Consider the following 16,468-nt stretch of genomic DNA (forward strand, 5'->3'; position numbering starts at 1 on the left):
TTTGAGCAATAGTCAAACCGCTAGAGTGCTCATCGTGGATGATGAGCCCGACATTCGAGAGCTTTTGGAGATAACCCTTGGTCGTATGGGATTGGATACCGTCAGCGCCGCCAACCTCAGGGAAGCCTATCAACTACTGGATGACGAAAATCCCCTTCAACTCTGCCTAACCGACATGCGTTTGCCTGACGGAAACGGCATAGAGCTTGTAGAACATATTCAGGCGACGCAGCCCTCCCTACCCGTGGCCATGATTACCGCGCATGGTAATGTTGATAGCGCCATTCGGGCACTGAAAGCCGGTGCGTTCGATTTTATTAGTAAGCCTGTGGCTCTGGAAAAGCTTCGCTCTCTCATCAGCGCTGCTTTGGAACTTGATCCCATTGATGCCGCGGGTGATGTCTCGGATGATAACGAGCTCATCGGCGAAACTCACCAGATGGATAAGCTTCGCACGCAGATTGCCAAGCTTGCCCGAAGCCAAGCGCCAGTGCACATACGAGGCGAATCCGGCAGTGGTAAGGAAGTGGTCGCACGGAACATCCATGGCAAAGGACCAAGAGCTGCAGGCCCCTTCGTCGCCGTTAACTGCGGCGCGATACCCGCAGAACTTATTGAAAGTGAGCTCTTTGGGCATCTCAAAGGAAGCTTCACGGGCGCGAGTCGTGACAAGCTCGGCTTGTTCCAAGCTGCGGAGGGCGGGACTTTGTTTTTGGACGAAGTTGCAGATTTACCGCTTGCCATGCAGGTAAAGCTTTTGCGGGCGATTCAAGAAAAACGTGTGCGTCCCGTGGGCGCAAACGAGGAGGTAGCTACCGATGTGCGCTTGCTCTCCGCCACCCATAAGAGTCTCGCTAAGGAAGTAGCCGAGGGCCGTTTTCGTGAGGATCTGTTCTTTAGGGTAAACGTTATCGAACTTGAGGTCCCTAGCCTCAGAGAGAGAAAGGATGACCTGCCTGTGCTTTCGCGGGCTCTCATCAAACGGATTGCAGACGCCCATCATAGCGAGATCCCTGCTATTAGCCCTGCAGCGATAGCCACGATGAATAACTATCAATTCCCGGGCAATGTACGGGAACTGGAAAACATGCTCGAACGTGCCTTCGCATTGTGCGAGGCCGATGTGATCGACGCAGAAGACCTTCAAATAGGCAGTATCGAAACGCCCATAACATCGGCAGCGCTCGAGAAATCGGACGCCAAAGGCAGCCAGCTAAACGAGGTTGCTGGGGACCTCGATGGCTACTTGGCCGATATCGAACGGGGGATACTCAGTGAGGCGCTGGATGCTCATCGCTGGAATCGAACGGAGACCGCGAAAGCTCTTGGCGTAAGCTTCAGGAGTCTTCGGTATCGAATGAAGAAGCTGGAGCTTGATGATTGATTAGAGCCAAAGCTGGTGTACACAGCTGCCGACATGGAATGTAACACTAGAAATCAATTCAGCTTATCTGGACTGCCAATATGCGCGGCAGTGTTCGAACAGACCCCATGTCTGCCCACCGACCCGGCCACAGACGGAGCATGTGTTACTGGGTCAATCGAGACAGGAGCAACGGCTATCGAAACGCCAGCTCCGGATTCACGCTAATCGAAGTCTTGTTGGTGCTCTCCATGCTCGCTATCTCGTTGAGCTTAACAGCGCCACCCTTTAAAGACCGTATAGAGGACCTCCGTAGCGCGAGTGCGATGCGTCATTTGGCGTCGCTTTTCGCTTTGGCTCGTCACGAAGCTCTGATAAGACAACGGCCAGTGATCGTATGCGCACTGACAGCAGAGCAGAAATGCCATAGAAACTGGACGGCTAACAGCAATATCGCGGTGTTTATCGATCAAAACAATGATCGCAGACTAGACAACAGCGATCAGGTATTAAAGGAACTTCGTTGGCCACTTAAGGGAGGCGAAATTTCCTGGCGCGCATCCCTAGCTCGGAACTACCTGCAGTTTGAATCCAATGGGGGCACTTGGCAAAACGGAACTCTCTACTACTGCCCCAGCAGTCTAGACGCGAGAAAAGCCCGCGCACTTGTTATCAGTCACAGTGGGCGAAACTATAAGACGGTCGACAGTAACGGGGATGGGATCCGCGAGGATCGGTCGGGTCGAAACCTGCGCTGCTAATCGTCCTGTAAGTCGGACTCGCTGTACAGAAACTGTCCCTGCTCTGTCACGTAAACCTGCCATACTTCTCTGTAGAGTCGACCTGAAAGCCGGTAGACACGGACATCCGCCTCCCAGTAACTTTCCGCCTCACTAAACACTACGCTTGGCGCGTTTCGCTTCGCCACAGCAACAACCGTCGTCGGCACATCCCCAATCGTATGGAATTCCCGTTCCTCTCCTGACGGATAAGGACTAGCGGTTTCCTGCTGAGCAACTACCAACGCGGCCTGGGCTAGCGCAAAGCTCAGCGCGACAAACCGAAAACATCGTATTAGTCGATTCTGAGTCATTATGATTACTCCCAAGTAAACTCTGTGGTTGCAAGCGCGTTATCGTTGTTGGCGTCCCACGCTCGACGGCCTAAAGAATCTAACTCTAAAAAGCCGTCCCCGGCCTGTCGGCCACCGGCGATGGGCGTAGCACGGATGGTAAAACCTGTATCATCGGCAGCCTGAATACTAAGGTTATACGCTGGGTCGTTGCCGTCGATAGGCGACTGACTTGGGTAGACAGTAGGATCAGGAGCCCCCGTGTCTGCGCCTCCCGCTGCGGAAGCTTCATAGCTATAGTTCTGCGTAAACCGCCGCTCCATAGCCTGTGCAAAGCCCAGGAGGGCAGCTTGCGCATCTGCCCGATTCGAACGCAGAATCTGGCGCTGATAACTCGGCAATCCGATACCTACCAGAATTCCGAGAATCACGATAACGATCATCAACTCGATGAGCGTAAATCCAGATTGAGAACGCGGCTGCATCATAATCATTGCTCCTTAACCCAATAGGTCTTTGAGGCGTCGTTACACCAATCATCTATAGGACCATCTTCTGCATTCAACTTGATCACAACATTGTTGCCATTAGGGCACACTTCGCCTGGGTCATTAGGATCATCCGGATCATTGGGGTCATCCGGATCATTGGGGTCGGGTGTGTACGGTGGCGGAACGATAATAGTCGCCTGGTCAACGATACTCGGCGTGAGCAGTGGCCGTGGCTCGGTGCGAACAGCATCCTCAAGGCGCACAGAATAAGATCGGGACGTTCCTGCAGCAGGCCGACACCACACGCCAGAGTTACCCGGTGTGTAAGTGGTGAAGATGACCCGATCATTCGCGATAAGCGGCGAAGAAAGCACCTTCTCGCCACTTCGGGCAAATCCAAAATACCAGCCCTGAGCGTTGTACAAGAGCTCCTGCTCGGCTTCAAGTGCGCTGCCGGTCGCGGTTGCCAACGTATTAGAAGTAGCGTCATAGAGGTCGCTGCGGGTAACAGCGACATAGCTAGACGGCGCTGAAAACACCGCTTGCTGCCTTATCAGATACATCCTATTCGTCGCCAAAACTGACAACGGAGAGGGACGAGACCCCGACCCAATGGCAACTGCGAGCTCTGGACCGTCGGGGCCACGTATAAGGGCGACACTTGGCGACGCAAAAAACCGTCGATTGTCTTCCTTGGTATTTGTCTCCGCGGCTACACCCAGATCAGCAATGACGCCTCCGGTCACCAGGTTAGCCAAACTTTGCCCGTTCTGAATATCAAAGCGCCAGAGCTGCCCCCCCGTATCGGCGCCGAACCACATGTCAGCCAGACCGTCTTGGTTGATATCAACAACAGACATATCACTTGGGAACGAGTAATCCATTGCTGAGTAAGACTCCACCCAACTCTGGGCCCCGGTCTTACCGCCAGACCAGATTAAGTCACCGGTAACAGCGTCGACAATATACATACCTCTGCCGACCGAGTCGGGTGTGCGCAACTCTGCGCTATCCTGCGCCTCATCGTAACCCGCACTGAACAGCAGCACGTCCCGAGGGGCAGTGTCTCCATCGATGATAATCTGCGTTTTAATCGGCCTCGACCAGCTCTGACCCAACTCACGAAAGTCGTTGCTGCCTGACGCCGTACCGCCGCTGATCTGCCACATAATTTCAGGATTAGCACGATCAGTAACATCCAAGGCGTAGTAGTTGCGACCGCCTCTTCGCATTCCAACGTAAATCCTCACGAAGTCGTCTGCATCGCTCGGATCAATTCCGTCACGACCATTGTCGTTAAACCAGGGCGAAACCGTACCGTCGATCCCGTAGGGGTGGGCAGTCGTGGCAAGGTTTTGCCGAAGGTCATTCTGCATTGGCAGTAAGGCCTCAGGAATGAAAGCAAAGCTTTCTATCCCGGTTGCGGCGTCAACAGCCTGAATCGCACCAGAGTTCGTGCCAAAAAACACCTCAACATCCGGCGACGCCTCGGTACCGCCGTAGGTGATTGCCACGGGACGAGAGTGAAGAGGATCACCGAAAACATAGCGATCATCCGTCGTGCCATTAGCATCGTTTTCATTATCGACATCGCGACCACGAATCCATTCGATGTGCTCGGCAAGTTGCGTAGCACTAAATCCCGGAACCCCGAGCATAGCAGCCGTCAAGTTGGTGTTACTGGTGCTTATGGCGTTAACACTGCTCGCCAGGTTAGTACTTGTCGATCCGCTGTAGTGGGTGAATACGTTGCGATTCAGATAATCAGGGATATTCTCCGCCGCTCCACCCAGGTCCACCTTGTCGCCGTCTTCACTGGCACTCCAAAAGCTTCGAGAACTCTCCACGAAAAAGCCGGTTGCCGGATCAATCGCCGGAGCCGGCTTGGAGTCCACAATTTCGATCCCCTCCTCACTCAAAGTATATTTCTTGAGATTTCCACGCCAGCGAGGCAGCTCGTCAGGACGGAAAACCGCAAAGTACACCTGCGCCAAATGACTCAACTGATTAAATTGGTTCACCGCAGCTACCGGCGCAACGAAGGTCGAATCCGTCTTCAACACTTCTCCAAGGATATCCTTAATCGCCTGGACCAATGTGTCTGTATCGCTGGCCGTAGTCGATACACCACCGCCTGCTTCAGCAACATCGCTCAACCATTGACTGCTGAAGGAGAAACCGATGGTATGTGTCTTGATGATCTGCGGCCCGGGCAGATCATCGCCGGGGCGCATATCTGTCGTATACATGTAATTCGCCAACTCTTTAACACAGCGCTCTCCACTCACACTGCCAGCGGTCTTGCACGACCCATCACCATCGATAAAGTCATCGATCAAAGTGGCAGAGTGCGGCAAGTTAGCCTGTCCATCCGTCAATAAAATGATGTGGCTTTCCGCCTGACAAAAGTCATCAATGGGGGTCTTGTACTGAGCAACACCGAGCGTATTGATTCTCTCCTCTCGGCAATCGTTGGAGTTGAGGTTAGCATCCGTACACCCGCTGGGTCGGTAAATACTGTAAGTGCCGTCAACCATTGACTCTGCAGCGGATACCCGCGCGTAGTTGTAGGGGCCTTCTTCCGCTCCTCTCGTGGCCCCCCACTTTACCTTCTCACCAGTGTAATAAAGCGCCGCCTCATAAAGCGTATCCTGAATGGGCGTCCAACCGCTGTGATTCAAGCCACTCACAATCTCCTTCAGAACGTCTCGCGTTCGCCGACGCTGGACTCCGGAACCGTCGTCGGTGAAAGTGACAACAAGCTCTGGCGCCTCACCAGGACTGCGGTCATTGGATTTCGCACCCCGAATTCCATTGGTTGTTTCAAGCTGAAGCGCTAGGGCGCCGCCAAGAACCCAGCCGGTGCGACTGACAGCATCAGATATGATCGACGCAAGACCAGGCGTAGAAACCTCGTAAGAAGATCCGCTGGACCAGTCACTTGAGATATCCCAAGGCGTTGAGGAGCTCCAGAATCGGTCAGACACCGTACCGATGGTTCCAGTGAATGACTCGGGAGTCGGCGAGGTTTCTGCGCTTATCTCTATCGTCGCTGCACCTGACGAAGTATCCTGCGCCACCATCCTTAGGGTCGCGCTACTAATCGGCGAAGACTTAGGTATATCTAGGTTTTCGAAGCGAAGCCCAACTAGATTCCCACTCTCGAGATTAAGTGTATTGCCGTTGAGCGACGCATTCGTAGATGACTCTTCGACATCATCGGCCAAGCGGCTTACAGAACGTGTAATGGATCGCTGCAAGCAGGACGTGCCGTTGGGAATAGAGTCGTATTCATATTTGACGACTAGCCTTGGGGACAGGGAACCGTCCCCCTCATTCGACCACACAGGCATCTGGCCTGTCCCGTCTATGAACAGCGTCAGTGCATTACTACCACACCAGTCTACGCCATCCGTTACTTCCTCAATGATTGCAGTCAGGTCGGGGGACTGAATCGTATCCCCCTGAGAAACAGCCACAGATCCGGTCCAATCGATAGAACTGCTCTTGTCTCTCACGGAAATGTCGCCGGCCGCGCTGGTAAACTGCGCGGAATCGCCGACCAGCTCGGTCTTGATGGTTAGATCGTAAGGCGAGGTAAAATCGCGATAGGCGTTGAATTCAAGATAGGCCTCGGTGACGGTGACGCCCCTTGGGATTTCAAGGTTGTCAAAGCGCAACCCCGTTGTTCCAGCGCCGCTGATAATGGGGCCTGTGGAGTATTCTACAAACAAACGCGCCTGGTAGGTTGAGGATGCGTTACGAGGATAAAAGGCTCGTACGCCTCCGCCGGTCGAGCCAGCAGGCGGGTCAATCAGAATCACAATGTCGCGCTCGCTACCGTCAATCCAAGAGGTCTGCTGAATAATCTCCTGAATCACCTCTTTGATGTCTGGAGTGTCGATGCTCTCTCGGTCAGCGATAAGTGGAGTGATCTGCCAATCAACGTCTACAGAGTCACTAGTTCTGATCCGATCACGAACGTTGTAGTTCGACACGCCTTGGAAGTCACCTGAGTCAGCGAGCTCACCAGAAATCACTAAGTCGATATCGTTCCCGTTATCACGTGATGAGCTCTTGCCATACAAACGTACATAAGCATTGGTGATGGTTGCACCCGCCGGAATTGTCGCACCAGTGAAGCGAAGGCCAAGGCGGTTAGGAAAAGATGAATCTGGCGCCCCAATGTACAGCCAGGTGTCGGGACTCTGTTGATCACCAGGGTTCAGGCGCTCAGTTCGATCATCATCTTCCCCAGACGCGGGGGAGATTCGATCCTCAAAAATTTCCGTCCCTCCTAAGGAGACTTCTCCCAGTTGAAGAAACTCGCTATCGAGGACCATCAAGCCAGCATTGGTACCACCGACAAATTGTTGAGCGTCGTCATTACCAGATTCAATTGTGCCTACAACCGTTGTAATAACGCCGGACGGAACTTCCTCATCAATATTTGTCACCGGATACAGCACCGGACCACCTGGATTAGTGAAGCGCATCAAGCCCACGTTGACGTTATTCAGTTCGTCCATGAGCGTGTAGAACGCGTCCTTCACGTTGTCGAGACGATCCTTGCCGTTATCAGGGACAACGCTTCCCCCCATCGATCCTGAGGTATCGATGATAAAAAGAACATTTGTTCGCGCGTTAGCGCTGTCGACATCTCCAAAAAAGATTTCTGTGTCGTCTCCCCATACGGGCGAAGTACACCAAAGCGTCGCTAAAAACGCTGCACCCGTTTTTTTCAGAATAGTATTGAGAGTGTTCATGTTCTTTCTCCTACGCGCGCCCTAAAGCAACTTGGGTGCAAAACGTTTTATGCCTTGAATATGCTGACTGTTGAAGCGATCGTCGACACGCCCAGACTGCGCTCGAATTTCAAAGTGCAGACTTCTTAGTCCCGGATTACCTATCACGAGGTCATTTCCGAGCGTCGCCACCTCGTCGACGTAACGAACCTCCGCTCTCCCTGCCAGTGCCGCGTCGTCAACAAACGTAAACGCGGTACTCTCGGGCCATGCTGAATTGTTAAGCCCAGCGATAAAAGCGAGAACCAAGAGATTCTGATCATTTTTGGATTGATCGATAATCGATTCGGCCGCCTGAAAGCTCACTTCCTTACCCTGACGGGCGACAGCCATACGTGCTTCGAGCGAGCTTGTTTCCATCACCTGATAACCGACGATGGTGGTGAGCAACAGAAGCATGAGAACAACCAATAGCACCACTCCGTCCTGACGCTGTCGGCGATACCGCTGCCCCTCTGTATTTACATTCATTTCCTAAAACTCCGGAGCGTTCCGTAAGGTTACATTTGTACTGAACACATCGCGCTGCACAGCACCAGACGCATGTAGGCCGCCCTGCCCCACTGCGGTGCCACCTATCCCGGGCACTTGTTCATCTATGAGCACATACACCCGGGCGTCATCCCCGTCTCTAATAAGGTCAAAACCCTGCATAAGTAGAGCGACGCGAACGGATATGGCCCCCTCGTAGTTATTCCCGGTATTGAGTGTGGCGTCACTGGGGTCGACGTACCGAATGGAATCGCTGAGGCTCACGCGCTGACCAATCTTCACTTGCATGTGCTCGACGCCTTCAATCATTTCCTGCGTGGTGCCGTTGACCTCACGATACAAAGCCCAAACATCAAAACCATTGCGATCGCGTCCGGTGTCCGCGACGTACCAGACGGCCTCCTCGTAAAGGAGTACCTGGGACTCGGCATCATAGGTGGTGTTGATCGACGTCGAAAAATTGCCCGTGTTATCGAACTCAAGCGTTGTCGCATTAGGCGGCGTACCGGCCGTGCACGACTGAGCATTGGTAACCTCGAAAAGATGCGCAGTCAGATTACAACCAGTAATCACAACGCGACTTCCTTCCTCGATTGCACAGTCTGGATTGTCATCAATAGGAACGTTGGTACTGGTGGGCAACACCAGCCCTGTGAGTAAGGGATCATTGGGATCATCTTCGTTCATCAGTTCTGTCATACGGATGCTGAGAACGTCGCTGCCATTGCGAGCCCCCCCCGCTGTTTCGGCAGCTTGTACCGTCGCAGACAAATCAGCTACGGGAGGGTTAGCAGCCCAAGTACCGGTTCCGTTCCGCTCGTACGCACGGATACCCTCGAGCGTAGCTGAAAACCCAGCAGAGTTAGGGTCCTCTATCATATTGATCACGAAAACATCGCCGGTGTTACAGCCCAGATACTGAGCCTGATGCAGATCTTCGCGCATAAGGTCTAATGCAAAGCGACCATTTTCCTGAAGTCGTGCCAAGGAATTTTCAAGCCGCGCTGAGTCTTTGTTCGCAAGAAACACGGTAACCACACCAAGCACCAAAAACGCACCAATCAACAGCGCCACCATGAACTCAATCAGCGAAAGGCCGGTTTGATGACGCGAAGCGCGGCCACCCAGCGACTCCTGTGTATGTTTTGCACTAGTCATGGTGTGAGCGCCGCTGTGAGGTTCACGACCTGTTGCACCCGCGATCGCGTATCGGATCCGTCTGTATTATCGGTGTCATCAAACTGACGCTCAGTCCAGTTCACCGTCACGGTGTATTGATTGCCAGTCGCCGTAATCACCGCGCGACCGTTTGGAATGCTAGGACGAAAATTTCCCGCACCGACGCCCAGAACGTCAAAAAAGTGCACGTTCCACTCCCTAATATCCTGTTGTGCCGCTTCTTGGGGTGTACAGCCATCAGCATCGTCGCAGCTCTGGTCCGCCGGCACGGTACTGGTCCCAGCTCCGTCGTCAGGATAGACGCCGACATACGACGCGGCAGCAGTAGGATTGGCACGCATGGCATCAAGAATCTCAGCGCCGATATACACGGCCTGGGAACGAAAATAGGCGCCTTGATTCGCCTGGAGACTCAACATCTGCATCCCAACCACGCCGAGTAAGCCAACGAGAAGAATAAGTACACTCACCATTACTTCTATCAGCGTAAATCCGGCTTGCTGCCTGCTGCTATTCATTCGAGTCACATGCTGTCTGTGCTTGCTGTTTTTCATCATGGGCAAGTCACCGCTGTTACAGTGTCGTCTTCCACAACCCCGTTACCGTCGGTATCGACAGCACGGCGCGCCTGTCCAGAGACCTCCACGACTAACGCCCGCGCCTCATTGACGCCCCGTTCGTCACAAACAGTGACGGTTCCACTAATGTTCTGTAGGACACGACCCGAGTCCGTGAAAACAATAGCAGCCGTAGATGGAAAATTAACCGTTCTAACGGTGACTCCCTGAGGAGCTGGCTCGCCGATGCGCAGAAGCTCTTCGCCGCCGTTCAAAGTCCCATCCGACGCGGCTCCACCGCCGCCTTCATTGTTATCAACAAAAATCAGCCAGCCGGTTTCCCAGTTGCTTCCCGAACACGAAGAAGTATCGATTGTTGGGCAAATAGACACAGGTTGTGAACGGATCACGGCTTCCGCCCTCGCAAAACTGAGGGCGGTTGCCACCGTATTAACCGCAGATTGAAGACGATTGCGCTGCAGGCTGCTCTGAAAGGAGGGGCCACCCACGCCCAGCAAGACAGCGATGAGTACCAACACCATCATTAACTCGATGAGCGTGAAGCCCGACTGCCCCTTAGCGCAAACAAAAGTTGGACGCGCCAACGCTTCGGCGCGAGACAACTGGCTGCCTGAAAAGGCAAGCGGTAAAGCGTAGCTGTAGGGGCACTTTTTCATCCCTCTACCATAGGGGCAAAGGGTCGAGCGATCAGCAGGGTTCCGACGAACGGTCAGATTTGGCGATCACCGGTATAAATCAGGAAGTTACGCACTGAAAGTCATGCGAGCTAATAGCTAGTCTACAGCGTGTAAGCGCAATTCTTTGGGCATACTAAAAGTCACGTTCTCCGGGCGCCCATCGACCTCCCTCACAGTATTCGCACCCAGTTCCTGCAGCCGTTCGACCACCTCTTGCACCAATACCTCTGGCGCTGACGCACCGGCAGTGACGCCTACGCGCTGCTTATCCTTTAGCCAGGCCGGTTCGATTTCATCAGCGCGGTCCAAAAGGAATGCCTGCGCGCCCATACGCTCCGCGAGTTCTCGGAGACGGTTGGAATTAGAGCTGTTAGGGGAACCCACTACAATCATGAGATCGCAGTCCGCCGCCAGCTGTTTAACCGCGTCCTGCCTATTCTGGGTGGCGTAACAGATGTCATCTTTTCGAGGCCCCGTGATAGCAGGGAAGCGCGCTTTAAGAGCTTCAATCACCCGAGCCGTATCGTCCATCGACAAGGTGGTTTGAGTGACATAGGAAAGATTGTCCGGATTGCGAACATTGAGGCTCGCGACCTGCTCCTCATCTTCCACCAGATAGATGTCACCGCCCTTGCTGTAGTCGTACTGCCCCATAGTCCCTTCAACTTCGGGGTGACCCGCATGGCCTATAAGCACGCACTCTCGCCCTTCGGCACTGTAGCGCGTGACCTCTATATGAACCTTCGTCACCAAAGGACAAGTTGCATCAAACACTTTTAATCCGCGGGAGTCCGCTTTTTTTCGCACCGCTTGAGATACGCCGTGAGCACTAAAGATCACGATGCAGTCATCGGGAACCTCGTGTAGCTCCTCGACAAAAACCGCGCCTCGGGACCGCAAGTCATCTACAACAAAACGGTTGTGAACCACTTCGTGGCGAACATAGATCGGCGCGCCAAAGACATCCAAAGCACGGTTAACAATGTCGATCGCACGATCCACACCCGCACAAAACCCTCTTGGATTGGCTAGTTGAATATCCATCAGTGTAAGTCTACCGCTTCCAAACGATGAATTTGCACATCAAACAAAATGGTGCGGCCCGCCAAAGGGTGGTTGAAATCTACCGTCACCTCAGTGTCGTCAAAACCCACAATCATTCCTGGCAATTCGCCACCAGAAGCATCAGCGAAGGAGCAGACCAACCCCAGCTCTAACTCCAGATCTTCATCAAAACCGTCGCGGGGCACTCGCTGAACATTATTCTCATTGGGTTGACCAAAGGCCTCTTCCGGCGGCACCTGAAACAGTTTCCGCTCACCCGACTGCATACCGATAATGCGCCGCTCGAAACCCGGTAAAAGGCTGCCATCACCGATGGCAAAGCTCACAGCCTCACCACCAAAGTTCGAATCCACTTCGTCCCCATCCTCTAAAGCCAAAGAGAAATTCAGAAAAACACGAGTGCCTTCACTCACGTTTCCATCCATATCGTTATCCGCGATGTCTGACATTAAGCACGCCCATCCTCGCCCGAGGCCTCTTTCGCCACCGAACTAAACACACTATCCATAATAATAAGAAACGCTCCTACGGATATTGCCGCGTCGGCAACATTGAATGTAGGGAAGTACCAGTCACGATAGTGGACGCTGACAAAATCAACAACGTAGCCCAGATAGACCCGGTCCACAAGATTGCCTAAAGCCCCGCCGAGTACCAATGCCAACGCTAAAGAAAGCTGCCACTGGCGCGGCTTCAGATCTTTTAGCCAAAAGATAATCATGGCGCTCACAGCCAGGGCCAAGACGGCAAAGAACCAACGCTGCCACCCCCCCGCACCTGCCAGAAAACTAAAAGCAGCGCCTTGATTGTGGTGCAGCGTCAAATTAAACCAGCTTAGTATTTTAACCGGCATGGCATAGCTAAGTTCGCTTGATGCGAGCAACTTAGTCCCCTGGTCCAGCGCTACAATAAGTGCAGCCACAGCGTACCAGCGCCCTACGCCCGAAAAAGCACTAGGCAAACTCACGTTCCTCACCAGGGCCTTCAACGTTACTGACACAACGACCGCACAAAGTTGGATGCTCATTATGTTCACCGACATCCGCACAGCGGTGCCAGCAGCGTTCGCACTTTTCATCTTCGCAGACGGTCACTGACAGGCGTAAACCTTCTATTTCTGTGGGCGCGGCATCATCAGTTGCAGATGTTAAACCGGCTACGTCTGCCCGAGATGTGATAAGAACAAACCGGAGCTCATTACCTAATCCTGCCAAACGCTCGGCCAGCTGACCATCGCAGTAAAGCGTCACCGCCGCATCCAAAGAGCCGCGCAGCTCACCCGCAGCACGAAGCGTTTCCAGCTGTTTGTTAACGGCCGCACGAACAGCGATCAACGCGTCCCAGTAATCAGCATCCAATTCATCATTGCGCGATAGTCGAAGCAGAGGTGCGCCCCAGCCCGCAAGGAGTACAGAATCTTCGCGGTCACCCGGAAGGTTTTCCCACACTTCCTCTGCAGTAAAGGACAATACTGGCGCCATCCATCTCGCCATGGCGTCGGCAATACGGTAGAGCGCCGTTTGGGCTGAGCGCCTGGGCAGGCTATCGGCACGCGTGGTGTATTGCCGATCCTTGATAATGTCCAGGTAGAAACCACCCATTTCCCCAGAGCAGAAGTTATGCAGCCGATGGCATACCTGATGGAATTGATAAGCGTCATACGCTTGTTTTAGCTCTTCCTGCAGTCGCGCAGCCGAATCCACAGCCCAACGATCCAAAGGCAGCAAATCCTCGTCTGCCACACTATGCTCCGCCGGATCGAATCCCGACAGGTTGGCTAGCATGAAGCGTGCGGTGTTACGGATCCGTCGATAACTATCTCCAGTTCGCTTTAGAATCTCGTCCGATACTGCAACCTCGTTGCGGTAATCTGTAGATGCGAGCCAGAGCCGCAAAATATCAGCTCCCTGATCGTTCATCGCTTTGCGAGCGGGAATGATGTTGCCGATGGACTTGGACATCTTCCGACCGTCGCCATCCACGGTAAAACCATGAGTCAGTACCGCTTTATAGGGCGCTTCGCCATAGGCTCCTATCCCCGTTAGCAGCGATGACTGAAACCAGCCACGATGCTGATCCGAACCCTCAAGATACAGATCGGCAGGTGCGGAAAGTCCTTCTCGACGCCGCAGCACACAAGCGTGGGTGACCCCCGAATCAAACCAGACATCGAGAGTGTCCGTAACCTTGTCATAGTGCTCTGCGTCATCGCCAATAAGCTCTGAAGGTTCGAGACTGAACCAGGCTTCGATACCAGACTCCTGTATGCGCTGCGCCGCCTGCTCTATAAGCGCTGGAGTATCGGGATGAAGCTCCGCAGTCTCTTTGTGCACAAACAAAGTGATGGGCACACCCCAGGTTCGTTGCCGGGAGATACACCAATCCGGGCGATCACTCAGCATAGACTCTATGCGTGCACGTCCCCAATCCGGTATCCACTGCACCCCATCCACAGCATTCTGGGCCGCGTCTAGGAGTCCGTTCTCATGCATGCGCACAAACCACTGGGGCGTGGCGCGAAAAATCAGCGGTGTCTTGTGCCGCCAGCAGTGAGGATAGGAATGCAGATAATCCTCGTGATGGAGCAGCACCCCACGCTCCTCAAGCGCAGTAACAATTTTCGCGTTTGCCTTAAAAACGTGCTCTCCGGCAAACAGCTCTGTGTCTTCACGAAACACGCCATTCGGTCCTACGGGGTTATCGACCGACAGTTCATAACGCAGGCCTACTGAATAGTCATCCTGACCATGGGCTGGCGCGGTGTGTACTGCACCGGTTCCCGCATCCACTGTCACATGCTCTCCCAGAATCACAGGAACTTGACGGTCAAGAAACGGGTGTTGAAGTAACTGCAGCTCCACATCCCTTCCCTTGCACTTACCAATGACCTGAGGCTCTCCCAGACCGTAGCGTGCGGCACAACTCTCAGCGAGCGCTTCGGCCACGAGTATGCGCTGCCCCCCCCCAGCGATGAGGACGTAATCAAAATCCGGATGCAGACTCACAGCTCGATTCGCAGGCAATGTCCACGGCGTGGTTGTCCAGATTGGCACGGTGACCGCCTTGTCGTCGTCTACGCCGCAAGCGTGATTGATAGCGGCTGGATCGACCGCCGCGAAGGCAACGTCGATAGCTGGCGATTGCTTGTCAGCGTACTCGACTTCAGCCTCGGCGAGAGCCGAGCCACAATCGAGGCACCAATGCACCGGCTTAAACCCTTTGTGCACATGTCCGCGCTCAACTAAGCGACCCAGTGTGCGGACAATGTCCGCCTCAAAGTCGTAGTTCATTGTTAGGTAGGGATTCTCCCAATCTCCAATGATCCCCATGCGCACAAAATCTTCGCGCTGGTTATCAATCTGACGCTGGGCGTAGGCACGACACTTTTCCCGAAATTCCGCCGCGCTGAGCTTGACGCCGGGTTTCCCTACTTTTTTCTCGACGTTGAGCTCGATCGGCAAACCATGACAATCCCAGCCGGGTACGTAGGGAGAGTCAAAGCCGTCCAAAGTCTTGTACTTGACGATAATGTCTTTGAGCACCTTGTTGACCGCGTGGCCAACGTGGAGATCGCCATTCGCATAGGGAGGTCCATCATGGAGGATGAACTTGGGGCGACCCGCCCTCAATTCCCGTATCCGGTGATAAAGTCCCATGTCCTGCCACTGCTTAATCCTAGATGGCTCACGCTGGGCAAGGTTTGCCTTCATGGGAAAGCCCGTCGTCGGCAGATTCAGGGTATCCTTGTACTCACTCATGGGTTCTATCTTTCCTCAGCGCCCAGTGCAAAATACGCACGAGCTCCTTCAATATCTTCATGTATTTTGGCCTTGAGCACGTCCACAGACTCAAAGCGTTGCTCATCACGTAACTTGTGCAAGAAGCGCACGCTAAGCCGCTTGCCATAAAGTGCATGCTCCCCGTCAAGGATATGCACTTCAAGATTTGGCCGAAGCCCCGCTTCCACCGTGGGCCGAACCCCGACGTTGGCGATAGCCGGGGTATCACACAAGCCTCCTCCCGTAGCGGTCACCGCAAACACACCGCTCAAGGGCACACTTTTACGGCGGAGGGCGATGTTCGCAGTAGGAACCCCTATTTGCCGTCCAAGCTGACGACCGAAGATCACCCTGCCGGACATCTCATAATCATGTCCTAAGCAAGCACAGGATGTCGCGAAATCACCGATCGTCAGGGCACTACGCAAACGGGTACTGCTGACTCGCTCCCCTTCGACTTCGATAGTCTGCGTTGCCAGCGTGGTAAAGCCCTCGCGCTCGCCTATGGCCTGCATGAGAGAAAAACCGCCCTCTCGGTCATGCCCAAAGCGAAAGTCGTCCCCCAGTACCAGAGAACGCACGCCCAAACCCTGCACGAAGATTCGATCCGCAAACTCCTCTGCTGACATTTGGCGTAGCTTTTCGTCAAAGCGCAGGCACAACAATCGATCAATACCCAGGGACGCCAAAGATTCAAAGCGCTCACGAAAGCTCTGCAAGCGCGCGGGAGCGGAAGCCGCGGCCAAGTACTCCCTCGGTAGGGGTTCAAAGGTCACCACCGTGGTCGGAAGGTCGTATTTGCGGCCCTGTTCTTGCAGCTGTGAAATCACAGTCTGGTGGCCCAAATGCACACCATCGAAGGCACCGATGGTCGCTACACTGGGGCGATCTTTGGGACGCAGGCCTTCTAGGCCGCGTAGGAGCTCCATGGCGTCACTGAGGTTTAAAAAAAGACGCAGCAGTATAT

The 16,468-nt window shown here is 53.9% G+C and carries 14 protein-coding genes; 2 read left to right on the forward strand and 12 right to left on the reverse strand.

The window, feature by feature from the left end; genetic code table 11:
• Nucleotide 1: 1 nt before the first annotated feature.
• Both R0137_RS14760 and R0137_RS14765 read left to right on the forward strand, forming a co-directional pair.
• On the forward strand, nucleotides 2–1,384 hold the full coding sequence (locus R0137_RS14760) for a sigma-54-dependent transcriptional regulator (protein WP_407327161.1): 1,383 nt from the start codon (nucleotides 2–4) through the stop codon (nucleotides 1,382–1,384).
• An 80-nt stretch (nucleotides 1,385–1,464) separates the two neighbouring features.
• Complete coding sequence (locus R0137_RS14765; protein WP_407327162.1) at nucleotides 1,465–2,124, forward strand: GspH/FimT family pseudopilin; 660 nt, start codon at nucleotides 1,465–1,467, stop codon at nucleotides 2,122–2,124.
• Here the strand turns inward: R0137_RS14765 and R0137_RS14770 are convergent.
• The 12 genes from R0137_RS14770 to ribF form a co-directional block, all read right to left on the reverse strand.
• Entirely contained in the window at nucleotides 2,121–2,456 is a 336-nt protein-coding gene (locus tag R0137_RS14770) for a hypothetical protein (RefSeq protein ID WP_407327163.1), read from the reverse strand. The genes R0137_RS14765 and R0137_RS14770 overlap by 4 nt on opposite strands.
• Nucleotides 2,457–2,461: 5 nt before the next feature.
• Entirely contained in the window at nucleotides 2,462–2,923 is a 462-nt protein-coding gene (locus R0137_RS14775; RefSeq protein WP_407327164.1) for a type IV pilin protein, read from the reverse strand.
• Nucleotides 2,924–2,925: 2 nt separating this feature from the next.
• The gene (locus tag R0137_RS14780) at nucleotides 2,926–7,692 is read right to left on the reverse strand and encodes a PilC/PilY family type IV pilus protein (RefSeq protein WP_407327165.1); all 4,767 of its coding nucleotides are present in this window, start codon (nucleotides 7,690–7,692) and stop codon (nucleotides 2,926–2,928) included.
• Nucleotides 7,693–7,713: 21 nt separating this feature from the next.
• Entirely contained in the window at nucleotides 7,714–8,202 is a 489-nt protein-coding gene (locus R0137_RS14785; RefSeq protein ID WP_407327166.1) for a PilX N-terminal domain-containing pilus assembly protein, read from the reverse strand.
• 3 nt (nucleotides 8,203–8,205) lie between these two features.
• Entirely contained in the window at nucleotides 8,206–9,381 is a 1,176-nt protein-coding gene (locus R0137_RS14790) for a PilW family protein (RefSeq protein WP_407327167.1), read from the reverse strand.
• Complete coding sequence (gene pilV / locus R0137_RS14795) at nucleotides 9,378–9,920, reverse strand: type IV pilus modification protein PilV (protein WP_407327168.1); 543 nt, start codon at nucleotides 9,918–9,920, stop codon at nucleotides 9,378–9,380. The genes R0137_RS14790 and pilV overlap by 4 nt, the downstream gene beginning before the upstream one ends.
• 35 nt (nucleotides 9,921–9,955) lie before the next feature.
• Nucleotides 9,956–10,636, reverse strand: coding sequence for a GspH/FimT family pseudopilin (locus R0137_RS14800; RefSeq protein ID WP_407327169.1), 681 nt, complete (start codon nucleotides 10,634–10,636; stop codon nucleotides 9,956–9,958).
• Nucleotides 10,637–10,753: 117 nt separating this feature from the next.
• Nucleotides 10,754–11,701 (reverse strand): 4-hydroxy-3-methylbut-2-enyl diphosphate reductase, encoded by a 948-nt coding sequence (ispH, locus tag R0137_RS14805; RefSeq protein ID WP_407327170.1) that lies wholly within the window; start codon nucleotides 11,699–11,701, stop codon nucleotides 10,754–10,756.
• The gene (locus tag R0137_RS14810) at nucleotides 11,701–12,171 is read right to left on the reverse strand and encodes a peptidylprolyl isomerase (protein WP_407327171.1); all 471 of its coding nucleotides are present in this window, start codon (nucleotides 12,169–12,171) and stop codon (nucleotides 11,701–11,703) included. The genes ispH and R0137_RS14810 overlap by 1 nt, the downstream gene beginning before the upstream one ends.
• Nucleotides 12,171–12,689 (reverse strand): signal peptidase II, encoded by a 519-nt coding sequence (gene lspA, locus R0137_RS14815; protein ID WP_407327172.1) that lies wholly within the window; start codon nucleotides 12,687–12,689, stop codon nucleotides 12,171–12,173. Before lspA ends, R0137_RS14810 begins: the two co-directional genes overlap by 1 nt.
• Nucleotides 12,676–15,480, reverse strand: coding sequence for an isoleucine--tRNA ligase (ileS, locus tag R0137_RS14820; protein WP_407327173.1), 2,805 nt, complete (start codon nucleotides 15,478–15,480; stop codon nucleotides 12,676–12,678). The genes lspA and ileS overlap by 14 nt, the downstream gene beginning before the upstream one ends.
• 5 nt (nucleotides 15,481–15,485) lie before the next feature.
• Nucleotides 15,486–16,430, reverse strand: coding sequence for a bifunctional riboflavin kinase/FAD synthetase (ribF, locus tag R0137_RS14825; protein ID WP_407327174.1), 945 nt, complete (start codon nucleotides 16,428–16,430; stop codon nucleotides 15,486–15,488).
• Nucleotides 16,431–16,468 lie beyond the last annotated feature (38 nt).

Origin of the sequence: Congregibacter brevis (genome assembly GCF_045689245.1) — a bacterium.
In the GTDB taxonomy this organism is placed as follows: domain Bacteria; phylum Pseudomonadota; class Gammaproteobacteria; order Pseudomonadales; family Halieaceae; genus Congregibacter; species Congregibacter brevis.